The sequence below is a fragment of the Qipengyuania polymorpha genome, from assembly GCF_019711435.1.
Lineage (GTDB): Bacteria > Pseudomonadota > Alphaproteobacteria > Sphingomonadales > Sphingomonadaceae > Qipengyuania > Qipengyuania polymorpha.
Genome location: NZ_JAIGNK010000001.1, coordinates 703,571 through 724,620, shown reverse-complemented (window position 1 = coordinate 724,620; position 21,050 = coordinate 703,571). Strand labels below are relative to the sequence as shown.

The window sequence follows — 21,050 nt, the reverse complement described above, 5'->3', positions numbered from 1 at the left end:
TTATTTCTGGCGAAGGAGAGATGGAATGAAGAAATTCGTCGTTCCCGCCCTCGCCCTTGGCGCGACGGCTGCCATGGCCCAGCAGGCCAAGAAAAGCCCTGCACCGATCGACCCGCAAGTCGAACTCCAGACCCCGCGAGATGCCGCACCTGAAAATTGCGATGACCGCATCACGCAAGTCCGCGCCGCCAACGGCCATCCGAAACTCGACCGCGGCACCTCCTCTGAGGAAGACGCAAAGTTCATCGCAGCTGTCGACCTGCGGATTGGCGACTGTTCGGTAATGGTGATGCGCGAGGACACCAGCGACATTCGCCCGCTACCCAAGCGCTCGGACGAAATACGCATCAGGAAAATCGACTAGGCATCACCCGTAAAGCAGGTGCGGCGCGATGGTCTCGCGCCATGTGTCTTCGTCGCGTCCGGCAATTTCGTCGAGGTCTCCCGGTTCTGCTTCGCTGTCATCGACCCATTCGCGCAAGGCGGGGCCGCCGTTGATGACGTCGATGGCGAGTCGGTCGAACTCGTATTCGTAGGGGAAATCGCGCCAGATCTCGTAATCGGGATAGAGATTGCGAATGGCCTTGAAGGCGAGCGCCTGCAGGCGCCAGGGCTTGAACTCGTGGTGGTCGTAGAACGGGCCCTCGGCATGGACCATCAGCCCGTTGTTGAGCTTCCCCGCATGCTTGTGGAATGTCGGCTCGAACCAGCATTCGCGCAGGCGGCAACCGCGCAGCCAGACGGGCGAGAGGCGGATCATTTCGCCAAGCACCGCGTGTGCGTCGATGTCGGGCGCGCCAAACAGCACCTCGAGCGGGCGGGTAGTGCCCCTGCCCTCGCTCAAATTGGTTCCTTCGAGCATTACCGTGCCCGCGTAGGCGCGCGCCATGTTCAGGCTGGCGGCGTTAGGACTCGGGTTAATCCAGACACGCTGCTCGGGCCAGCCGTAGCCGGGTGCCTTTCCGGGCTTCCAGCCTTCCATCTGGATGACGCGGTAATCGACATCGAGATTGAAGTGCTCGATGAACCAGTGGCCCATCTCACCCATCGTCATGCCGTGGCGCATCACCATCGGCGCAGCGCCGACGAAGCTTTCCTGACCCGGGAGCAGGAGCGTACCTTCGACCGGACCGCCCGCAGGATTGGGGCGGTCGAGCACCCAGACCGATTTGCCCGAAGTCGACGCTTCCTGCAGCAGGTAGAGCAGCGTCGTGACGAAGGTGTAGATACGGCAGCCGAGGTCCTGCAGGTCGAACAGGAAGACGTCGGCGGTCGACATGGACTGACCCGTAGGGCGGCGCACTTCGCCATAGAGGCTGAAGACGGGAATGCCGTAGCGCGGGTCGGTCTCGTCCGCGGTCTCGACCATATTGTCCTGCTTGTCGCCCTTGAGCCCGTGCTGCGGGCCGAAGGCGCTGGTCACGTTGATCCCGCGCTCGATCAGCGCGTCGAGCGAATGTTCCAGTTGCGCCGTGACGGAGGCTGGGTGGGCGACGAGCGAGACGCGCTTGCCCTCGAGGGGCTTGCGCAAGTCGTCTTCGGTGAGGAGGCGGTCTATCCCGAATTTCATGCGCTTGCAGGTGCAACAAGCCGCGCGGTGAAGCAAGCCGGATCGTGGAAATCGGGCTGGTCCTGTGGATGGCCGATTGCCCAGAAGCTCTTGATGCCGCCTTCTTCTTCGAGGACACAGGTGAGGCCTGCATCGCAATCTCTTTCCGGCAAGGCTCCGGAAGGGATGGCCGCGTCGAAGATGGCGAAACTGCTGCCTTGGCGCATGGTGCACTCCGGCTCGCGCGGCGCGGGCCGATCCTCCATACCGTCACGCCGATCCGAGAAATCGTAGGCCGCCCAGCGTTCGGACGGCGAGAGGTTGAATTCGCAATAGGCGGTCCCGCCATCGGGTTTCAGGAACAATTCGAAACAGGTCGTGCGCCAGAGTTCATCCGCCCTGCCCTTGCCGGCGAAGGCGGGCACGACGAGCTTGGCCGAACCCTCTATCCGCCAGCGCAGCCGCAGCCAGTTCTCATCGCGCGAAACGATCCGCGCCGTCACCGAAGTCACTGCCAGCGGCGGATAGGCCGGGTGGGCTGTCAGTTCATGCGTTTCCAATTCGAAATCCCCATGCTAGCGGGCGCTCCATCATGAGCACCTACCAATCCGAACTCCTGCGTCTGCTCGAAGAGCGCGGCTATATCCACCAGATTACCGACCCGACAGGTCTGGACGCCCTTGCCGCGCGGCAAGTGGTGCCCGGCTATATCGGTTTCGACGCCACCGCGCCCAGCCTGCATATCGGCAGCCTCGTGCAGATCATGATGCTGCGCCGCCTCCAGCAGGCCGGCCACAAGCCGATTGTCGTGATGGGTGGCGGGACGACCAAGGTGGGCGACCCTTCGGGCAAGGACGAGAGCCGCAAGATGCTCGACGATGCGGGTATCGAGGCGAATATCGCCGGCATCCGCCAGGTGTTCGAGCGGCTGCTCACCTTTGGCGATGGCCCCACCGACGCGGTGATGGTCAACAACGACGAGTGGCTGAGCCAGCTCGGCTATATCGAACTGCTGCGCGATGTCGGCCCGCACTTCACGGTCAATCGCATGCTCACTTTCGATTCGGTCAAGCTGCGGCTCGAGCGCGAGCAGCCGCTGACCTTCCTCGAATTCAATTACATGATCCTGCAGGCCTACGATTTCCGCGAGCTGGCGCAGCGTTACGACTGCCGCCTGCAGATGGGCGGGAGCGACCAGTGGGGCAATATCGTCAACGGGATGGAACTGGCGCGCCGGATGGACGGGCGCGAGCTGTTCGGCCTGACCACTCCGCTGCTCACCACCGCGGATGGCTCCAAGATGGGCAAGACCGCCGCGGGCGCCGTCTGGCTTAACGAGGACCAGCTGCCGAGTTACGACTTCTGGCAATACTGGCGCAATGTCGACGACCGCGACGTGGGCCGCTTCCTGCGCCTCTTCACCGATTTGCCGCTCGATGAGATCGCGCGCCTCGAGGCGCTCGAAGGGGCGGACATCAATCAGGCCAAGACCGTGCTGGCGAACGAAGTCACCGCGCTGGTCCGTGGCCGCGAGGCTGCCGAGACCGCCGAAAAGACCGCGGCCGACACCTTCGCCGGTGGCGGCGCGGGCGAGGACCTGCCCAGCATCGAAGTCGGCGCAGAAGGCATGCGCATCGGCGCAGTTTTGACCGGCCTCGGATTCTGCGCCTCGGGCAAGGAAGCCAAGCGCAAGCTGGCGGAAAACGCGGTCAAGCTCGACGGCGAGCCCGTTTCCGACCCCTCCACCCTCGTCGAAGTGGCAGAAGGCGGCGAAATCAAGCTTTCCTTAGGCAAGAAGAAACACGCGATTATTCGCCGCTGACAGGGGCTTGGCGCCAATCCTTTTGAAATTCTGACCACGCGGTTTACCAATTATCAGCCTTTGTGCGGCAATAAGTGGCGGGTCACGAGAACATCAAAAGGGTTCACACCGCATGAGCGCCGGAGCACAACTCAGCGTAACCGACCAGCGCCGGATGGCGCGCCACCCGGTCGACCACCCGGTCATTGCCGAGCATTTCGGCAAGGGCGACATGCGCATGCATATCGCGAATATCTCGGCGAACGGCTTCATGATCGACGATGCCGACGCCATCAATCGCGGCGAGCGCGTCGTGGTGCGACTGCCGGTCATCGGCCGCATCGAAGCCTATTGCATCTGGTGCCGCGACAATCGCGCGGGCTTCCAGTTCGAACGCATCATCCGCGTCGACGACTTCCTGTCGCTGATCGACACGCTCCAGCCCAATCCGAGGCTGCGCAAGCTGCGCTGAGCGGCAAAACCTCCTTCTAGGAAACAAAGCAGGCCCGTCTTCACAACCGAAGGCGGGCCTGTCATGCGTCTGGCGTGACGACCGACACCGCGCCCTCGCCCGAAACTTCGCCCCTGCGAATAGCGAACTTCCGCGCCTACTGGCTCTCGCGCCTGTCGATGACGCTGGCGCAGTACGCGATGATGCTCATCATCGGGTGGCAGACCTACAATATCGCGCGCGATGGCGGGATGAGCGTGGCCGAAAGCTCGGGCCAGCTGGCGCTGATCGGACTCTTGCAATTCGTGCCGCTGTTTATCCTGACGCCCTTCTCGGGCTGGGCCGCCGACCATTTCGACCGCCGCAACCTCGGGCGGCTGACGGTCATGCTGCAGCTGGTCTGCGCAGGCATCCTCGCATGGCTGACATGGCAAGACGCGATTAGCCTGCCGTGGATTTTCGGCGTCGCCATCCTCCTCGGCATAGCGCGCGCCTTTGCGGGGCCGGCGCTCTCCGCCCTCGCCCCCAATCTCGTGCCCAAGGCCATCCTGCCCAACGCCATCGCGCTGTCGAGCATCAGCTGGCAGGTCGGCATGATTGTCGGCCCGGCGGTCGGCGGGTACACCTATGCCATCTTCCCGAGCCTGCCCTACATCGTGGCATGCGCGCTGTTCCTCACCTCCATCACCGCCCTGTCCTTCATCGGCAAAGTTCCACAGCCCCCGCGTGCGCAGAACCAGCGGCCCATCCACGCGATGGTCGAGGGGCTGCGCTACGTCGTGCGCAACAAGATGGTGCTCGGCGCGATTACGCTGGATCTCTTCGCCGTCTTCCTCGCCGGGGCGACCGCGCTGTTCCCCGTCTATGCGCGCGACATCCTTGAAGTCGGAGAGACCGGTCTTGCGCAGCTCGCCATGGCCCCTGCTGTCGGCGCGGCCATCACCGCACTCTATTTTAGCTTCCGGCCACTGAAGACCAATGTCGGCCCCAAGATGCTCTGGGCCGTCGCCATCTTCGGCGTAGCCACCATGGTCTTCGGCTTCTCGACCTCGATGCCGCTGAGCCTCGCCATGCTTTTCATCGTCGGCGCGGCGGACATGTTCAGCGTCTATATCCGCCAGTCGCTCATCCAGCTGCACACGCCCGACGACAAGCGCGGCCGCGTCTCTTCGGTCAGCCTCCTTACCATCAGCGCGTCGAACGAATTCGGCGACTTTTTCTCCGGCAGCCTCGCCTATGCCATGGGTCCGGTCGCGGCGGTTGTCACCGGCGGTGCAGGCGCTATCGTGACCGTGGCCGCGTGGACGAAAATCTTCCCGGTCCTGCGCACGACGCGGACCTTCGACCCGCCTGAAGAATTGCAAGAACAACCCCCAGAAAAAAAGCTCCAGGAGCAGATGCCATGAAAGCCCAGTCCGTCCTCGAAACCATCGGCAACACCCCGCACATCCGCCTCTCGCGCCTGTTCCCCGACCACGAGGTCTGGGTGAAGAGCGAACGCGCCAATCCCGGCGGCTCGATCAAGGACCGCATCGGCCTCGCCATGGTCGAGGACGCGGAAAAGGCGGGCAAGCTCAAGCCCGGCGGCACCATCATCGAGCCGACCAGCGGCAACACCGGCATCGGCCTCGCCATGGCCGCCGCGGTCAAGGGCTACAAGCTCGTGCTCGTCATGCCCGAAAGCATGAGCATGGAGCGCCGCCGCCTGATGCTGGCCTATGGCGCGACCTTCGACCTCACCCCCAAGGAAGGCGGCATGAAAGCCGCCATCGCCCGCGCCGAGGAACTGGTCGAGCAGACCGAGGGCGCATGGATGCCGAGCCAGTTCGACAATCCGTCGAACTTCGAAGTCCACAAGCGCACCACCGCGCGCGAAATCCTCGCCGACTTCGCGAACGAGCCGATCGACGTGATGATCACCGGCGTTGGCACCGGCGGCCACCTCACCGGCTGCGCCGAGGTGCTGAAGGAAACGTGGACCGGCATGAAGGCCTACGCGGTCGAGCCCACCCTCTCCCCCGTCATCAGCGGCGGCCAGCCCGGCCCCCACCCCATCCAGGGCATCGGCGCAGGCTTCCTGCCCGAGAACCTCCACACCCAGGCCATCGACGGCGCGATCCAGGTCGAGCCGGAAGATGCCAAGGAATGGGCGCGCAAATGCGCTGCGACCGAGGGCCTGCTGGTCGGCATCTCGAGCGGCGCGACGCTGGCGGCGATCGCAAAAAAGTTGCCGGAACTGTCTGCCGGCAGCCGCGTGATGGGCTTCAATTACGATACGGGCGAGCGGTATCTGTCGGTGCCGGATTTCTTGCCGGAGTGATAACGTCTTGATTGAAGCTAGACGTAGATAATTTAATTATTACAACGTCTAGCTCAATCAGGGGGAGTTACAGGTGGAATTGGAAGCGAAACTTGAAGCGCTGGCAGACAAAGTTCGCCGGCATGCCGAAATCTTGGAAACGGAAGAGGCTTCCAAGTTTGCGCTGGTCAATCCCTTTATCGAGGCTCTTGGATTCGACTTATCCAATCCAGCGGAGGTGACCCCAGAATTTACTTGTGACTACGGCGGACGTCGCGGCGAGAAAGTCGATTACGCTATCCGCGTTGGTGGCGAAGTCGCGATGCTTGTTGAGTGCAAATCGACGGCATCTGAACTCTCGCTAAAGCACGCTTCTCAACTTTGCCGCTACTTCGGAGCATCCGATGCACGTTTTGCCATCCTGACCAACGGAGCAATCTACAAGTTCTTCACGGATTTGGACGCGACCAATCGCATGGACGCAGAACCGTTTCTGGAAGTTGACATCCGCAACCTCAAGAAGAGCGAAGTCAAAGGTTTGGCAAAATTTCAAAGGACAGACTTTGACATAGATTCCGCTGCCGAAGCTGCTGCGAACATGCAGATGGAAACGTCCGTTATCGATGCCTTGAAATCGGAGATGACCACCCCTTCGGATGAGATGGTTCGACTGGTTGCCTCGCACGTTACCGACCGTCGCCTGACGCCGGGCGTAAAATCGGTCATTGCTCGTCACATTCCCAACGCTTTCAACGCTATCGTTCGGGAGAGGTTGGATGCGAAGTGGTCTTCGGCCATGAGCGACGAACCCGAGAACGAACCTGCCAGCACTTCTGAAGTCGAGACTACCCAAGAAGAATTAGATGGCTTCTATATCGTCCGCGCAATCGGTTCAGAGCTTGTCGCGCCCGAGCGCATCGTCATGCGGGATTCCCAGTCGTATTGTGCGGTACTCTTGGACGACAACAATCGTAAGCCAATTGCGCGTCTACGCTTCAACTCGCCCACCACAAAATACGTGGGGACTTTTGATGCTGACAAGAATGAAGAGATGAACGCGGTCGATGAACCGCGAGATATTTTCAAACTCAAGAAGCAAATTCTCGCCCGTATTCGCGCCATGGAGGGCTGACGCTCAAGGCATTTTCCTACAGCCCTCGCCGCTGCTAACCTCGCATCGGCTCTTTCAATCCTGAATATCACGGCAAAACGCAGGGCACCCTATGGAAGAGGCACCCCGCGCATGTGTTTCATCAACTAAAGTCCCAGCGTGACGCTGCGACTCGGGCTTACGCTGCCGTCTGGAAGGCCTCTTCGCCCAGCGCCATCAGGCTGTCGCTGCCCGCTTCCAGTTTGCGACGCAGCGCACCGGCATCGGGCAGGTAGCGGTCCATGTAATAGCGCGCGGTGGCGAGTTTCTGTTCGTAGAACGCCTTGTCGTCGCCCGCGTCGGCGAGCTTCCATGCGGCGACCTTGGCCATCTTGAGCCACATCAGGCCGAGCGTCACGATGCCCATGATGTGCATGTAGTGATGCGCGCCGGCACCGAGGTGGTTGGGGTTCTGCATCGCGTTCTGCATGAACCACATGGTCGATGCCTGCTGCTGGCCCAGCGCCTTTTCGAGCGCCTCGGCCATGTCCTTGAGCTCATCGACTTCCTTGGCCGCGGCGATTTCCTCGCCCACGTGCTTGAAGAAGGCCTGCACGGCAGCGCCGCCCTTCTGGGCCAGCTTGCGGCCGCAAAGGTCCATAGCCTGCACGCCGTTGGTGCCTTCGTAAATCTGGGCGATGCGGGCATCGCGGACGAACTGGCTCATGCCCCATTCCTCGATGTAGCCATGGCCGCCGAAGACCTGCTGCATGTTGGTGGCGACTTCATAGCCCTTGTCGGTGCCGTAGCCCTTGATGACCGGGGTCATCAGGCCGAGCAGCATGTCGGCTTCCTCGCGCTCTTCCTCGGTCTGCGCCTTGTGGGTGAGGTCGACCAGCAGGCCGCCCCACAGGGCAAGCGCGCGCATGCCTTCGGTAAAGGCCTTGGCATCCATCAGCATGCGGCGAACATCGGGGTGGACGAAGATGGGGTCGGCCTGTGCCTCGGGCTCTGCCGGGCCGGTGAGCGCGCGGCCCTGGCGGCGGTCGAGCGCATAGGCGACAGCATTCTGGTAGGCGACCTCGGCCTGGCTCAGGCCCTGGATGCCGACGCCGAGACGCGCGGCGTTCATCATGATGAACATGGCGGCGAGACCCTTGTTCTCCTCGCCGACCATCCAGCCCTTGGCACCGTCATAGTTGAGCACGCAGGTCGAGTTGCCGTGGATCCCCATCTTCTCCTCGATGGAGCCGCACATCACGCCGTTGCGCTCGCCCAGCGAACCGTCCTCGTTGACGAGGAACTTGGGCACGACGAAGAGCGAGATGCCCTTGGTGCTGTCGGGCGCGCCCGGGGTTTTCGCAAGGACGAGGTGGATGATGTTTTCCGCCATGTCATGCTCGCCGGCGGAGATGAATATCTTGGTGCCGGTGATGGAGTAGCTGCCGTCGCCCTGCGGTTCGGCCTTGGTGCGAATCATGCCGAGGTCCGTGCCGCAATGCGGCTCGGTCAGGTTCATCGTGCCGGTCCACTCGTTGGAAATCATCTTCGGCAGGTACATGTCCTTCTGTTCCTGCGAGCCCTTGGCCATCAGCGCCGAAATCGCGCCATTGGTGAGGCCGGGGTACATGCCGAAGGACTGGTTGGCGCTGGAGATGAACTCTTCCATCACGAAGCCGAGGACATGCGGCATGCCCTGCCCGCCGTAGTTCTCGTCGGCCGAGATCGTGCCCCAGCCCGCCTCGCGGAACTGGTCGAAGGCTTCCTTGAACCCCGGGGGCGTGGTGACCGAACCGTCGTCGTTGCGCACGCAGCCATGCTCGTCACCGATACGGTTGAGCGGCGCGAGAACCTCGGCGCAGAACTTGCCGCCTTCGTTGATGACCGCCTCGGTCACATCCTCGGTAGCCATCTCGAAACCGGGGAGGTTGTTGTAGGCGGCAAGGTCGAGGACCTCGTTGATGATGAAGCGGGTGTCGCGGGTGGGTGCGGTATAGGTGGGCATTGTTTGTCCTTGGGAGAGATTGATTTTCAGGCGGTGTCTCGCCGGGAAGAAATTCAGTCGACCTGTTCTTCGACGAGCGAAATGAACTCGGTCAGTTCCTTGATCGAACTATCGATGTCGGCGCGCTGGGCCTTCAGCTTGGCGACGTGCTTGCGGCACTTTTCCAGCGTCACGCGGCGCTGTTCGGCACGGCCGTCGTCGAGGTCGTAAAGGTCGATCATCTCGCGGATTTCGGTGAGCGAGAACCCGACGTTCTTGGCGCGCATGATCCAGGCGAGACGCGCACGGTCGCGCTTGGAATAGATGCGGGTCAGGCCGACACGCGAGGGCGCAATCAGACCTTCGTCCTCGTAGAAACGAAGCGCGCGGGCGGTGCAGTCGAACTCGCTGGTGAGGTCCGAGATCGAGAATTGTTCGCGGTCGAGCTTGTCGGGCCGGTCGAGATGCGCGCCTGCATGGCGGCGGTCGTTGTCAGCATTGGGTAGAGGCTGGGTCATGCCCGCCTTCTAACCCAACGTTTACGTAAGCGTCAAGGCTTGACGGGTTGGAGAACGCCCTTTTCCAGCTTGCGATAGAAACAGCTCGTCGCGCCGGTGTGGCACGTGGGTCCCGCGGGCCGACAGCGCAGGACCAAAGCGTCCTGGTCGCAATCGACGAGGATTTCCTCTACCCGCAGCACGTTGCCGCTGGTCTCGCCCTTCTTCCAAAGCTTGCCGCGCGAACGGGAGTGAAAGTGTGCAATGCCGGTCTCTTGGGTCGCCTCGATGGCTTCGGCATCCATGAAGGCGACCATCAGGATGCGGCCCGTTTCGACATCCTGAACGACCGCGCTGAGCAGTCCCTTCTCGTCGAATTTCGGCAGGAATGTGGTGCCGGTTTCGCGTGTACTATCTGCGGGGGACACGATTGCTCCGGAAAATTGTAAATTTACGACAGGATGTTGCAGGACCGCCACAAGGGTTGTCCAAAATCGACACTAACCGCACTTGTCGTTTTGATGAACGGCTTTTTTGGGTGATGTATCGACCCGCAGGCAATGTGAGGCCTGCCCACCGGAGCAACGGTGCCAGCAGAGCGCCAGGTTCAGGGGGTCCCGGATCCGCAGCCGCATGGGGGTTTATATGCGGCGCATCCGGTAACGATGAGGGATAGGACCGAGCGTGCATGCTGGGGGGCTGCACCAAGTCGCAAGACGGGTCCGGTGTATTTCGTCACGTGGCGCCCGGGGTTTTCGGACTCCGGGCGTTTCGTTTTTCAGGTGTGGACGCGCGCTTCGTCGAGCACACGGGCGAAGCAGGCAATGACGACCGTTTTCGCGCCGGCGCGCTTGAGGGCCTTTACGCAGGCTGTGCTGGTCGCTCCGCTGGTCAGCACGTCGTCGACCAGCAGGATGTGTCGGCCTTTGACGCTGTCCGCCCAGCTCACAGCGATGGCTCCCGCGAGCGCCCTCGCCCTTGCCTTCGCCCCCATTCCGCCAAGGCTAGGAGTGCGTTTGGTCCGCCTGAGGCCGTCGACCATCAATGTGCCGCAGCCCGCTTTGGCCAATTCGCCAGCAAGGAGCGCAGCCTGGTTGAAGCCGCGATGCCACAACCGCCAACGGTGCAGAGGGACGGGAATGATGAGCCGCTCATCCTCAGCTTGTGGGATTCGCGCGGCAATCAGTCTCGCAAGCAAGGGTGCCAGCGCGATGCGGCGGCCATGCTTGAGAGCGAGGACCAGCTTGCGCGAAGTGTCGGTGTAAAGCGTGCCTGCCGCAATTCCGTCATGGACGGGTGGGCTGCCGAGGCATGGCGCGCAGATGGAGCCTTCGTCCGGGCCGCTCTCGCCGAAAGGTCGCTGGCACAAGGCGCAGCTGGGGTCACCGGGTATCGCGAGGTCGTTCCAGCAATCCACGCAGAGGCCGCCTTGCTCCCCGATACCTTCACCGCATGCCGGACAGCGAGGGGGATAGACGAGGTCCACCAGTGGCGCGACGCCTTCCCCGATCGCACGCCGCAATGTGGTTACTCTCCCCATAGGAACTTGCTGCACGGGTTGCATGGGCGATGCAAGCGCGGCATCTGCGCCCGCAATGGAATCGGCAATGGAAACCAAGGCCCCACCCCGCATCTTCAGCCGCGAGCGCCGCAAGGCTGGCTATCGGCGCGCGCTGGTCCGCCAGTCGCAGCGCGATGCCGCCCGCTATGTGCTCGACGACATGGTCGAGGATGTGCTCGACCGGCTCGAGTTCATGCGGTTCGAGCCTGCCCGTGTGCTCGTCGTCGGTGACTGGACCGGCACGCTGGCGCTTTCGCTGCGTGGCCGCGGCTCGGTAGTGGACGAGGAAAATGTCCGCACGCTTGATGAGGAGAAGCCTCTCGGTGACGGCCCTTACGACCTCATCGTCAGCCTCGCATCGCTCGGAAGGGTGAACGATCTTCCCGGGGCTCTGCTCCACCTTCGCTCGGCACTGAACGAGGGCGGTATGCTGATTGCCTCGCTGATTGGTGCTGGCAGCCTTGCGAATTTGCGCCGCGCGATGATTGCGGCGGAGCCCGACAGGCCCGCGGCGCGGATGCATCCGCTGGTCGACAACGCAGCCGCCTCGGCTCTGATGCAGCGGGCGCTGTTCAAGCGTCAGGTGGTCGATAGCCGGAGCCTGGAGGTCGCCTACAAATCGCTCGACCGGCTGGTGTCGGACTTGCGCGACCAGGCGTTGACTTCGAGCCTTTCGAGCGGTGCACCGCCGCTCGGGAAAGCCGCGTTGCAGCGGGCGCGCGACGCCTTTCTTGCAAGCGCGAATGACAAGGGTCGGACGGTCGAAAGCTTCGAGATTCTTACCTTAACAGGCTGGAAAGACTAACGAAGGCTGGCCTGCGCTGCCGCAAGCCGGGCAATTGGTACGCGGTAGGGCGAGGCGCTGACATAATCGAGACCGGTCTGCTCACAAAAGGCGATGCTGGCCGGGTCGCCGCCATGTTCTCCGCAGATGCCGAGCTTGATGTCGCTGCGGGTCTTGCGGCCGCGTTCGGCGGCGAGTTCGACCAGCTGCCCCACCCCGTCGATATCGAGGCTGACGAAGGGGTCGCGCGCGAAGATTCCCTTGTCGACATAGTCGGTGAGGAAGCGGCCAGCATCGTCGCGGCTGACACCGAGCGTCGTCTGCGTAAGGTCGTTGGTGCCGAAACTGAAGAACTCGCCCACTTCGGCAATCTCGCCCGCCATCAGGGCTGCGCGCGGCAATTCGATCATCGTGCCGACTAGGTATTCGACCTTACAGCCCGATGAAGCGAAGGCTTCCTCGGCAGCACGGTCCACCACGGCTTTGAGCATTTCGAGCTCGCGGCGTGTCGCGACCAGCGGGATCATCACTTCGGGCACAGGCGCTTCACCGCTCGACTTCGCCACTTCGCACGCCGCCTCGAAGATGGCGCGCGCCTGCATCTCGTAAATCTCGGGATAGGTAATGCCGAGACGGCATCCGCGGTGGCCGAGCATGGGATTGAATTCGTGCAGTTCGCCCGCGCGGCGCTTCAACTGCTCGACGCTCTTGCCAGTTGCGGTAGCCAACTCCTCGAACTCGGCATCGCCATGCGGCAGGAATTCGTGCAGCGGCGGGTCGAGCAGTCGGATGGTGCACGGCAGGCCCGTCATCACCTCGAAAATCTTGACGAAATCGGCGCGCTGTTCGGGCAGCAGCTTGGCGAGCGCATCGCGGCGGCCAGCCTCGCTGTCGGCGAGAATCATCTGGCGTACGGCGCTGATGCGGTCGGCGTCGAAGAACATGTGCTCGGTGCGGCAAAGGCCGATGCCCTCCGCGCCGAACTGGCGCGCCATGCGGCAGTCCGTCTCGGTTTCGGCATTGGTGCGGACACGCATGCGGCGGTGCTTGTCGGCCCAGTCCATCAGCGTGCCGAAGTCGCCTGCGAGTTCCGGTTCGATGGTCGCGACCTCACCCGCCATGACCTGGCCATTGCCGCCGTCAAGCGTGATGGTGTCGCCCTCTTTCAGCTCGCGATTGCCGATGGTGAGAGTGCGCCCCTCCCTTGCAATCGAGACTTGCGATGCGCCCGAAACGCACGGGCGCCCCATGCCGCGAGCCACAACCGCCGCGTGGCTCGTCATCCCGCCTCGCGCGGTGAGAATGCCCGTGGCGGCGTGCATGCCGTGAATGTCCTCCGGGCTGGTCTCGACACGAACGAGGATAACCTTCTCGCCCCGCCCTGCCCAGAGTTCCGCCGTATCGGCATCGAGCACGATCTTGCCGCTCGCCGCGCCGGGTGAGGCAGGCAGGCCGGTGGTCAGAACATCGCGCGGCGCATCGGGATCGAGCGTCGGGTGGAGCAACTGGTCAAGCGCCATCGGGTCGACGCGCAGGATGGCCGTCTTCTCGTCGATGAGGCCTTCGCCCACCATGTCGACCGCCAGCTTGAGCGCAGCTTTCGCGGTGCGCTTGCCATTGCGCGTCTGGAGCAGCCACAGCTTGCCCTGCTGCACGGTGAATTCGATGTCCTGCATGTCCTTATAGTGCTTTTCGAGCAGGTCGAAGAGATGCGCGAGCTCGCTGAAAGCCTCGGGCATGGCTTCTTCCATGCTCGGCTTGTCGGCTCCTGCCGCCTCGCGCGCAGCCTTCGTCAGGTATTGCGGCGTGCGAATGCCTGCAACGACGTCCTCGCCCTGCGCGTTGACCAGCCATTCGCCGTAATAGGCCTTCTCGCCGGTCGAGGGGTCGCGGGTGAAGGCCACGCCCGTGGCGCTGGTGTCGCCCATGTTACCGAAGACCATCGCCTGCACATTGACCGCCGTGCCCATGTCATGCGGAATGTCGTTGAGGCGGCGGTAAATCTTTGCGCGTTCCGTATCCCAACTGTCGAAGACCGCGCTGATGGCACCCCAGAGTTGCTCGACCGGGTCCTGCGGGAACGGCTTGCCCAGTTCCATTTCGACGATGGACTTGTACTCGGCGACGAGCGTCTTCCATTCCTCGGCGCTCAGTTCGGTGTCGGCGTAATAGCCATTGTCTTCCTTGGCGATTTCGAGCGCTTCCTCGAACAATCCGTGGTCCACGCCGAGAACGACATCGCCATACATCTGGATGAAGCGGCGGTAGCTATCCCAGGCGAAGCGTTCGTCGCCCGATGTGTTCGCAAGGCCCTGCACCGTCTCGTCGTTGAGGCCGAGGTTGAGCACGGTGTCCATCATGCCCGGCATCGAAACCGCCGCGCCCGAGCGGACCGAAACGAGCAGCGGATCGGAAGCATCACCGAAGCCCTTGCCCACGGTCTTCTCGACATGGGCCAGCGCGGCCATCACGTCACTGCGCAGCTTTTCGGAGAAGTCGCTGCCGCCGGCGAGGTACTTCAGGCATTCCTCGGTCGCGATGGTGAAGCCGGGAGGTACCGGCAGGCCGATGCTCGCCATTTCGGCAAGGTTTGCGCCCTTGCCGCCGGTGACTGTCTTGTCCTTCTGCCGGGCATTCGTATGCGGAGCATCGCCGCCGAAGGTGAAGACAGTATCGTTACTCATCAAGGCAATCCCTACAGCTTGGAACACATGGAACACGGTCCATGCGGGTAATGTTCGTCAGCCCTCGATACGGCTGAAGTCGGCCACTTTGTGCACTGCAGCACGGAATGCTGCAAGCAGGTCGAGACGATGTGCCCGCTTGTTTTCTTCTTCTGCATTTACCGTCACTTCATCGAAGAAACGGTCGATAGGCCCGCGAAGCGCGGCCAGCGCCGCCATCGCGGCAGAGAAGTCTTCCGCTTCAATGGCCCTGGCCGCTGCCGGTTCCGATGTCGCAAGCGCATCCATCAGTGCCTTCTCGGCAGGCTCGGGCGGGTAGGAAAGCTCTTTGGCGTGACGCTCGGACATCTTGGCATCGATGACGGCGCGCATATCGGGATCGTCGACCTGGCTGAGCGGATCTTCCTCGCCGGTACGGGCGATTTCGCCCTCGGCGCCGTGCCAGTCCTCCTTCTTGAGGATATTGGCGGCGCGCTTGTAGCCCGCGAGGAGGTTGGCGCCATCTTCGGTGCCAAGGAATGCGGTCAGCGCCCTCGCCCTGCTCTCGACGCGATCGACGCGCATGTCGGGTCGGCCCTGCCAGCTGCGCGATGCCTGGATATAGTCATGGCGCACGCCTTCATCGCGAAGCTGCACGGCGAGACGGTCTAGCAGGAACTCGCCGAGTTTCTCGGGCAGGCCTGCGACCCGTTGGCTCGCCCATGCGTGGACGACCTGGTCAAGTTCCAGCTTGAGGCCGTTCGCCTGCACCAGTCGCAAATAGCCGAGCGCGGCGCGGCGAAGCGCGAAGGGGTCCTTCGAGCCTGTCGGCAGGATGCCGATGCGGAAGAAACTGAGGAGGTTGTCGAGCTTGTCGGCAAGGCTGACCGCAACCGTCGTCGGTGCAGTCGGAACTTCGTCGCTTGCACCGACAGGTTTGTAATGGTCGCGGATTGCGTCGGAAACTTCGACCGGAAGACCTTCCGCCTTGGCGTAATAGCCGCCCATGAGGCCCTGCAATTCGGGGAATTCGCCGACCATCTCGGTAACGAGGTCGGCTTTCGAAAGTTCGGCAGCCTGCCGCGCGAGCTTGTGGTCGCCGTTCGGAGCCTTGGCGTCGAAAACCAGCCAGTCGGCGAGCTTCGCGACGCGGTCGACCTTGTCGGCGACCGTGCCCAGCTTCTCGTGGAAAGTGATGCGCTCGAGACCCTTGGCATGCTCGGCGAGGGTCTTCTTGCGGTCGACATCCCAGAAGAAGCGCGCGTCGGAGAGGCGCGCGGCGAGGACCTTGCGGTTGCCGTCGACCACGCGTGCGCCGCCGTCTTCCGCTTCGATATTGGCGGTGCAGATGAAGGCATTGGCGAGTTCACCAGCCTCGTCCTCGCAGACGAAATATTTCTGGTTCACGCGTGCGGTGAGCTGGATCGTCTCGGGCGGGACCTCGAGGAAATCCTCCTCGAAGCGACCGAGCAGCGGCACGGGCCATTCGGTGAGGCCCGCGTTCTCGATGACGAGGCCCTCGTCCTCGACCAGCTTGAGACCGGCTTCGGAGGCGACCTTGGATGCGCCCGAGCGGATGAGGTCCTGGCGCTCTTCATGGTCGACGATGACGTGACCTGCGCGCAACTTCACCGCGTAGTCGGCAGCATTGCCGATGGTGATGTCGCCCGAATGATGGAAGCGGTGGCCCAGAGTGACCGAGCCGGAGGTGACGCCGTGCACCTCGCATTCGACCACATCGTCACCCAGCAGAGCGACGATGCCCGAGAGCGGGCGAACCCAGCGCAGGCTCTCGGTAGAAATCGAGGCAGCTCCCCAGCGCATGGACTTCGGCCAGCTGAAGTCGCGGATGATCGCGGGGATGGCCTCGGCGAGCAGGTCCTTTGTCGCGCGGCCGGGCACGTTCTTCACGGCGAAGTAGGTCGCCCTGCCCTTGACGTCGCGTGTTTCGAGATCGCCCTTTTCGACACCGGCCTTGCGGCAAAAACCATCGATGGCCTGGTCGGGCGCGCCGACTGGCGGGCCCTTCAGTTCCTCGCTGACAGCCTCGGTTGCTTCGGGAAGGTCGCGTGCAATCAGCGCAAGCCGACGCGGCGTCGACCAGACGGTGATCTCGCCCGTCGTGACACCGGCGGTATCCATCTCGCGGCGGAACAGCTTTTCGAGTTCGGCGCGCGCGCCCGCCTGCATGCGGGCAGGGATTTCTTCGCTGCGAAGTTCGAGGAGAAAGTCGCTCATTTCGACCACTCCGGATATTTCTCGGCCCACACGGGCGCTTCCTTTTCCATATGCGCTTCACAACTGCCGCGTGCGAGGTCGCGCACCCGGCCCATGTAGCTGGCGCGTTCCTGCACGCTGATCACGCCGCGCGCCTGCAGCAGGTTGAAGATGTGGCTCGCCTCCACCGCCTGCTCGTAAGCAGCAATGGGGACGTTGTGATCGAGCGCATTCTTGCACTCGGCCTCGGCCTTGTTGAACAGGTCGAACAGAGCATCGGTTTCGGCGACCTCGAAGTTCCACTTCGACATCTGCTTCTCGTTCTCGAGGAAGACGTCGCCATAGGTCACGCCCTGCCCGTTGAAGTCGAGATCGTAGACGTTGTCGACGCCCTGGATATACATGGCGAGGCGTTCGAGGCCGTAGGTCAGCTCGCCTGCGACCGGCTTGCAGTCGAAGCCGCCCATCTGCTGGAAATAGGTGAACTGGGTGACTTCCATCCCGTCGCACCAGACTTCCCACCCAAGGCCCCATGCGCCCAGCGTCGGGCTTTCCCAGTCATCCTCCACGAAGCGGATATCGTGCTTCAGCGGATCGATGCCGATCACGCGCAGGCTTTCGAGGTAGAGGTCCTGAATGTTCGCCGGGCTCGGCTTCAGGATCACCTGGTACTGGTAATAGTGCTGCAGCCGGTTCGGGTTCTCGCCATAGCGGCCGTCGGTCGGACGGCGGCAGGGCTGCACGAAGGCCGCGTTCCACGGCTCGGGCCCCAGCGCGCGCAGCGTGGTGGCAGTGTGGAAGGTGCCGGCGCCCATACGCATGTCGTAGGGCTGCAGGATGAGGCACCCGTTGGCGCTCCAGAAATCGTGGAGAGCGAGGATCATGTCCTGAAAGGATTTTTGCGGATTACGGTCCATGGAGCGGCGCAATGGCGGAGGCGCTTTCCACGGTCAATAGCGTGTTCGATTCAAGGCGTGGCAGGAAGGTTTTCCCGACATTGTGTCAGGTAGTGTTGACATTGTAAGCGAATCGCGACATATAGTCAGGACAACCTGACAAGAAGGAAGGTTGACCTAACCACTGGACCCTACATCCAAGCTGGAGACCTGACATGAAAAAGACTTTCGCATTCGCCGCCGCTGCCCTCGCAGTCATCGCCACGCCTGCCGCCGCTAAGGATGCACCGAGCGTTTCGGTCGCCACTGCCGACCTCGACCTTACGCAGAGCGTCGACCAGGAAAAGCTCGAACGCCGCATCGAAAACGCCGCGCGCCGCGCATGCCGCCTCGGAGGCTTTGACGCAGAAACGCGCCGCGCCGAACGGGAATGCCGCCTTGCCATGGCCAAGAACGCCGCCAAAAAGGTCGAACTCGCCATCGCCGCAGCACGCTCAGGACGTTTCGCCCTTATCAAATTCGACGGGAATGCCTGACCTCTTAGCGCCGGAGCTTTACGCGACAACGAAGCTCCGACGCCCCCTATTGAATGAACGATACGGAACCGAAAATGAGCAGCACTCCCCTTTCCCAGCGCGAACGCAGAGTAAGGCGACACAACATCGCGTCGCTCCTCGCTTTCCTTGCCTATTTGGCTTTCATTGCCGCGAAATATTTTCCGGCCAGCTTCCTGGGCGACATCTCACCCCTGCTGGCTCTCGCCCTCCTGGCGACAATCATAGTGATGTTCCGAACGCGCAATGCCGACGAATACACCGCGGCTCTCTGGCGGGTCGGCACCAGTATCGCCTTCGTCATAACCGTTGTTTTTCTCCTGATGGTGCCCTTCGCCGAGGGCTTCGTGGATGGGTTCATGGAAGCGCATACGGGTGAAGCGCGCGGGCAGGACCTTCCGACCAGCACACACGCCCTTCCGATCACGCTCGGGTCCTTCTTCCTAGCCAATGCATGGGCCCGCCTGCGCGGAACCATGTGAAGCCTGCGGGAGACATTCCATGAAAAATCGCCTCCGTGTCCTGAGAGCCGAACGCGAGTGGAGCCAGGCGGAGCTCGCCGTCCAGCTCGATGTCTCGCGGCAGGCCGTGAATGCCATCGAGACCGGCAAGCACGACCCTTCGCTGCCCCTTGCCTTCCGTATCGCACGCCTATTCGACATGCCAATCGAGGACATCTTCGATGACGAACATGACTGACCTCTGCCAGCCGCCCATCCTCGCCTGAGCGTTACGAAATCATTCACTTGCCTGCCCTACACCCTCTCCGAAACACTCAGGAGTATTCGAGTTGAAACGTCTCTTCCTCGCCACTTGCGCCAGCCTTGCCGTGACCTTTGCGGGAAGCGCACCCGCCGCCGCGCAGCGCGTAGAGCCCATGCGCACCATCAATGCGCCTGCACCGCAGCAGACCGGGCCCGCGCTGTGGAAGGTCGAGGATGAGGACACGACCATCTACCTCTTCGGCACGGTCCATATCCTGCCTGCCAATGTGCAATGGTTCAGCGGCAATATCGCTCGCGCTCTGGAGACGAGCGACACGTTGGTCACGGAAATACCCGAGGGCGCGATGGACGAGCCTGCCATGAAGGCTGCGGTCGTGGCCAAGGGCACACTGCCCGAGGGCAAGACGCTGCGCGGCCTGCTCAATCCCGAACAGCGCCAGCAATATGAGGCGGCCCTTACACAGCTTGGTGCCCCGGCAGATGCCTTCGACCGGTACGAGCCCTGGCTCGCCGGCATCACCCTCGCCGTGATGCCGCTCATCATGAACGGCTACGACCCGGAAAGCGGTGCGGAGAGCGTCATCGAAGCCGCTGCTCCCGCCGACGCGACGCGTCTTGCACTCGAAACAGCCGAGCAGCAGCTCGACTTTTTCGACAAGCTCCCGCCCAAGAGCCAGGTTGCTTTTCTGATGTCGTCGGCGAAGGACCTCGACCGCGTCGTGGCGATGATGGACGAGATGCTCAACGAATGGCTCGAAGGCGATGCCGACAGCCTTGCGGCCCTGATGAATTCGGAAATGACCGACCCGGTGGCCGCCACAGTCCTCCTGCATACCCGTAACGAGCGCTGGGCAGAATGGATCGATGCGCGCATGGACGAGCCCGGACAGGTCTTCATCGCCGTGGGTGCCGGTCATCTTGCGGGCGAGAAGAGCGTGCAGGACTACCTTGCGCAGCGCGACATCACCGTCACGCGCATCCAGTAAGCGCAACTCGGCGCAACCGAAGCCCTCTACCGCCCACGCGCGGCGGAGGGCTTTTGCCTTGCATTCTGCGCCCCTCACGCTATAGGCGCGCGCTCCGGCGTCATGGTCATCCCTGGAGGCGTGGCGGACCGGACTTGTAAATCAATGCATTTCGAAAGGTAAGCGACATGAGCGATGCTCTGACACTTCCGGCCGAGACGCGCGAACGGGCTGGCAAGGGAGCCTCCCGTGCACTGCGTCGCGAAGGCCGTGTTCCTGCTGTCATCTATGGCGGCAAGGAAGAACCCACCCTGATTCACGTCGAAGCGAAAGAGCTGGTCAAGCAGCTCGGCACCGGCCACTTCATGAACTCGATCGTCACGATCGAGCTTGGTGGCAAGAAGGTAAAGACGCTTCCGAAGGACGTGTCGCTTCACCCCGTCTCCGACCGCCCCGAGCATGTCGACTTCTTCCGTCTCGCCAAGGGCGGCAAGATCGAAGTCCAGGTTCCGGTTGTCTTCATGAACGAAGAAGCCTCGCCGGGCCTCAAGAAGGGCGGCGTGCTGAATGTTGTCCGTCACGAACTCGACCTCGTTTGCGAAAACGACAAGATCCCGAGCGAAATCGAAATCGACGTCACCGGCAAGGAAGTCGGCGATTCGATCCACATCAGCGAAGTCACGCTGCCTGAAGGTGCCGAAAGCGCCATCACCGACCGCGACTTCACCATCGCAACCCTCGTCGCTCCGTCGGCTCTCAAGAAGAGCGAAGGCGCTGAAGGCGAAGAAGGCGAAGACGATGTCGATCCGCAGGACGTCCCGGCCACCGAACAGGGTGCCGACGAAGATGCGGCTCAGGAACAGGAAGACAAGAGCGAATAAGCTCGTCTCCCTTGCCGAGAAATCACCAGGGCGCCGGTCTCGCAAGAGGCCGGCGTTCTTGTTTTTCGATTTGTTTTATCCCTCAAACGCCGGGCGCCGCACTTCCGTGCGGCTTGGCTTCGGCCTGACCGGC

At 62.5% G+C, this 21,050-nt stretch carries 21 protein-coding genes; 12 read left to right on the top strand and 9 right to left on the bottom strand.

The window, feature by feature from the left end:
* Positions 1 to 25 precede the first annotated feature (25 nt).
* Complete coding sequence (locus K3152_RS03615) at positions 26 to 364, top strand: hypothetical protein (RefSeq protein WP_221572639.1); 339 nt, start codon at positions 26 to 28, stop codon at positions 362 to 364.
* 3 nt (positions 365 to 367) lie between these two features.
* On the opposite strand, the gene K3152_RS03610 is transcribed toward K3152_RS03615, so the two are convergent.
* Together K3152_RS03610 and K3152_RS03605 are read right to left on the bottom strand one after the other, a co-directional pair.
* Positions 368 to 1,570 carry an exo-beta-N-acetylmuramidase NamZ family protein gene (locus K3152_RS03610; RefSeq protein ID WP_221572638.1) on the bottom strand — a complete coding sequence of 401 codons (1,203 nt, stop codon included), beginning with the start codon at positions 1,568 to 1,570 and terminating at the stop codon, positions 368 to 370.
* Positions 1,567 to 2,109, bottom strand: coding sequence for a DOMON-like domain-containing protein (locus K3152_RS03605; protein ID WP_221572637.1), 543 nt, complete (start codon positions 2,107 to 2,109; stop codon positions 1,567 to 1,569). Before K3152_RS03605 ends, K3152_RS03610 begins: the two co-directional genes overlap by 4 nt.
* A gap of 32 nt (positions 2,110 to 2,141) precedes the next feature.
* Between K3152_RS03605 and tyrS the strand changes: the two genes are divergently transcribed.
* The 5 genes from tyrS (at position 2,142) to K3152_RS03580 (ending at position 7,232) form a co-directional block, all read left to right on the top strand.
* Positions 2,142 to 3,371 (top strand): tyrosine--tRNA ligase, encoded by a 1,230-nt coding sequence (gene tyrS / locus K3152_RS03600; protein ID WP_221572636.1) that lies wholly within the window; start codon positions 2,142 to 2,144, stop codon positions 3,369 to 3,371.
* Positions 3,372 to 3,483: 112 nt separating this feature from the next.
* Positions 3,484 to 3,822, top strand: a complete 339-nt coding sequence (locus K3152_RS03595; RefSeq protein WP_040963739.1) for a PilZ domain-containing protein — start codon at positions 3,484 to 3,486, stop codon at positions 3,820 to 3,822.
* 74 nt (positions 3,823 to 3,896) lie between these two features.
* The gene (locus K3152_RS03590; protein ID WP_345719754.1) at positions 3,897 to 5,207 is read left to right on the top strand and encodes an MFS transporter; all 1,311 of its coding nucleotides are present in this window, start codon (positions 3,897 to 3,899) and stop codon (positions 5,205 to 5,207) included.
* Entirely contained in the window at positions 5,204 to 6,121 is a 918-nt protein-coding gene (cysK, locus tag K3152_RS03585) for a cysteine synthase A (protein WP_221572635.1), read from the top strand. Before K3152_RS03590 ends, cysK begins: the two co-directional genes overlap by 4 nt.
* A gap of 73 nt (positions 6,122 to 6,194) precedes the next feature.
* Positions 6,195 to 7,232, top strand: a complete 1,038-nt coding sequence (locus K3152_RS03580) for a type I restriction endonuclease (protein ID WP_221572634.1) — start codon at positions 6,195 to 6,197, stop codon at positions 7,230 to 7,232.
* A gap of 157 nt (positions 7,233 to 7,389) precedes the next feature.
* Here K3152_RS03580 and K3152_RS03575 read toward each other — a convergent pair whose 3' ends face one another.
* The 4 genes from K3152_RS03575 to K3152_RS03560 form a co-directional block, all read right to left on the bottom strand.
* Positions 7,390 to 9,195 (bottom strand): acyl-CoA dehydrogenase C-terminal domain-containing protein, encoded by a 1,806-nt coding sequence (locus K3152_RS03575; RefSeq protein ID WP_221572633.1) that lies wholly within the window; start codon positions 9,193 to 9,195, stop codon positions 7,390 to 7,392.
* Positions 9,196 to 9,248: 53 nt separating this feature from the next.
* A complete protein-coding gene (locus tag K3152_RS03570; RefSeq protein WP_040963732.1) occupies positions 9,249 to 9,692 on the bottom strand; it encodes a MerR family transcriptional regulator in 444 nt (147 codons plus the stop codon).
* Between the two features lie 32 nt (positions 9,693 to 9,724).
* Positions 9,725 to 10,099 carry a phosphoribosyl-AMP cyclohydrolase gene (gene hisI / locus K3152_RS03565; protein WP_425594663.1) on the bottom strand — a complete coding sequence of 125 codons (375 nt, stop codon included), beginning with the start codon at positions 10,097 to 10,099 and terminating at the stop codon, positions 9,725 to 9,727.
* Positions 10,100 to 10,449: 350 nt separating this feature from the next.
* Positions 10,450 to 11,211, bottom strand: coding sequence for a double zinc ribbon domain-containing protein (locus K3152_RS03560; protein WP_345719752.1), 762 nt, complete (start codon positions 11,209 to 11,211; stop codon positions 10,450 to 10,452).
* Between the two features lie 67 nt (positions 11,212 to 11,278).
* Here K3152_RS03560 and K3152_RS03555 point away from each other — a divergent pair, with 67 nt between their 5' ends.
* Complete coding sequence (locus tag K3152_RS03555) at positions 11,279 to 12,037, top strand: class I SAM-dependent methyltransferase (RefSeq protein ID WP_221572632.1); 759 nt, start codon at positions 11,279 to 11,281, stop codon at positions 12,035 to 12,037.
* Here the strand turns inward: K3152_RS03555 and ppdK are convergent.
* The 3 genes from ppdK to K3152_RS03540 are packed head-to-tail and all read right to left on the bottom strand — an operon-like array spanning position 12,034 to position 17,813.
* On the bottom strand, positions 12,034 to 14,700 hold the full coding sequence (ppdK, locus tag K3152_RS03550) for a pyruvate, phosphate dikinase (protein WP_221572631.1): 2,667 nt from the start codon (positions 14,698 to 14,700) through the stop codon (positions 12,034 to 12,036). The genes K3152_RS03555 and ppdK overlap by 4 nt on opposite strands.
* A gap of 57 nt (positions 14,701 to 14,757) precedes the next feature.
* On the bottom strand, positions 14,758 to 16,917 hold the full coding sequence (gene glyS / locus K3152_RS03545; RefSeq protein ID WP_221572630.1) for a glycine--tRNA ligase subunit beta: 2,160 nt from the start codon (positions 16,915 to 16,917) through the stop codon (positions 14,758 to 14,760).
* On the bottom strand, positions 16,914 to 17,813 hold the full coding sequence (locus K3152_RS03540) for a glycine--tRNA ligase subunit alpha (protein ID WP_221572629.1): 900 nt from the start codon (positions 17,811 to 17,813) through the stop codon (positions 16,914 to 16,916). Before K3152_RS03540 ends, glyS begins: the two co-directional genes overlap by 4 nt.
* A 194-nt stretch (positions 17,814 to 18,007) precedes the next feature.
* Between K3152_RS03540 and K3152_RS03535 the strand changes: the two genes are divergently transcribed.
* From K3152_RS03535 to K3152_RS03515, 5 genes are all read left to right on the top strand, one after another.
* On the top strand, positions 18,008 to 18,328 hold the full coding sequence (locus K3152_RS03535; protein WP_221572628.1) for a UrcA family protein: 321 nt from the start codon (positions 18,008 to 18,010) through the stop codon (positions 18,326 to 18,328).
* A gap of 74 nt (positions 18,329 to 18,402) precedes the next feature.
* Entirely contained in the window at positions 18,403 to 18,828 is a 426-nt protein-coding gene (locus K3152_RS03530) for a hypothetical protein (RefSeq protein WP_221572627.1), read from the top strand.
* A 19-nt stretch (positions 18,829 to 18,847) separates the two neighbouring features.
* A complete protein-coding gene (locus K3152_RS03525) occupies positions 18,848 to 19,045 on the top strand; it encodes a helix-turn-helix transcriptional regulator (RefSeq protein ID WP_221572626.1) in 198 nt (65 codons plus the stop codon).
* A 91-nt stretch (positions 19,046 to 19,136) separates the two neighbouring features.
* Positions 19,137 to 20,057, top strand: coding sequence for a TraB/GumN family protein (locus K3152_RS03520; RefSeq protein WP_247713133.1), 921 nt, complete (start codon positions 19,137 to 19,139; stop codon positions 20,055 to 20,057).
* A 167-nt stretch (positions 20,058 to 20,224) separates the two neighbouring features.
* Complete coding sequence (locus K3152_RS03515; protein ID WP_221572625.1) at positions 20,225 to 20,917, top strand: 50S ribosomal protein L25/general stress protein Ctc; 693 nt, start codon at positions 20,225 to 20,227, stop codon at positions 20,915 to 20,917.
* Positions 20,918 to 21,050 lie beyond the last annotated feature (133 nt).

Excerpts from the sequence above, each read along its gene's own strand:
- K3152_RS03615 (WP_221572639.1), top strand. The coding sequence starts at position 26 with ATGAAGAAATTCGTCGTTCCCGCCCTCGCCCTTGGCGCGACGGCTGCC.
- K3152_RS03610 (WP_221572638.1), bottom strand. The coding sequence starts at position 1,570 with ATGAAATTCGGGATAGACCGCCTCCTCACCGAAGACGACTTGCGCAAG.
- tyrS (WP_221572636.1), top strand. The coding sequence starts at position 2,142 with ATGAGCACCTACCAATCCGAACTCCTGCGTCTGCTCGAAGAGCGCGGC.
- K3152_RS03595 (WP_040963739.1), top strand. The coding sequence starts at position 3,484 with ATGAGCGCCGGAGCACAACTCAGCGTAACCGACCAGCGCCGGATGGCG.
- cysK (WP_221572635.1), top strand. The coding sequence starts at position 5,204 with ATGAAAGCCCAGTCCGTCCTCGAAACCATCGGCAACACCCCGCACATC.
- K3152_RS03575 (WP_221572633.1), bottom strand. The coding sequence starts at position 9,195 with ATGCCCACCTATACCGCACCCACCCGCGACACCCGCTTCATCATCAAC.
- K3152_RS03570 (WP_040963732.1), bottom strand. The coding sequence starts at position 9,692 with ATGACCCAGCCTCTACCCAATGCTGACAACGACCGCCGCCATGCAGGC.
- K3152_RS03560 (WP_345719752.1), bottom strand. The coding sequence starts at position 11,211 with ATGGGGAGAGTAACCACATTGCGGCGTGCGATCGGGGAAGGCGTCGCG.
- K3152_RS03555 (WP_221572632.1), top strand. The coding sequence starts at position 11,279 with ATGGAAACCAAGGCCCCACCCCGCATCTTCAGCCGCGAGCGCCGCAAG.
- ppdK (WP_221572631.1), bottom strand. The coding sequence starts at position 14,700 with ATGAGTAACGATACTGTCTTCACCTTCGGCGGCGATGCTCCGCATACG.
- glyS (WP_221572630.1), bottom strand. The coding sequence starts at position 16,917 with ATGAGCGACTTTCTCCTCGAACTTCGCAGCGAAGAAATCCCTGCCCGC.
- K3152_RS03540 (WP_221572629.1), bottom strand. The coding sequence starts at position 17,813 with ATGGACCGTAATCCGCAAAAATCCTTTCAGGACATGATCCTCGCTCTC.
- K3152_RS03535 (WP_221572628.1), top strand. The coding sequence starts at position 18,008 with ATGAAAAAGACTTTCGCATTCGCCGCCGCTGCCCTCGCAGTCATCGCC.
- K3152_RS03530 (WP_221572627.1), top strand. The coding sequence starts at position 18,403 with ATGAGCAGCACTCCCCTTTCCCAGCGCGAACGCAGAGTAAGGCGACAC.
- K3152_RS03525 (WP_221572626.1), top strand. The coding sequence starts at position 18,848 with ATGAAAAATCGCCTCCGTGTCCTGAGAGCCGAACGCGAGTGGAGCCAG.
- K3152_RS03515 (WP_221572625.1), top strand. The coding sequence starts at position 20,225 with ATGAGCGATGCTCTGACACTTCCGGCCGAGACGCGCGAACGGGCTGGC.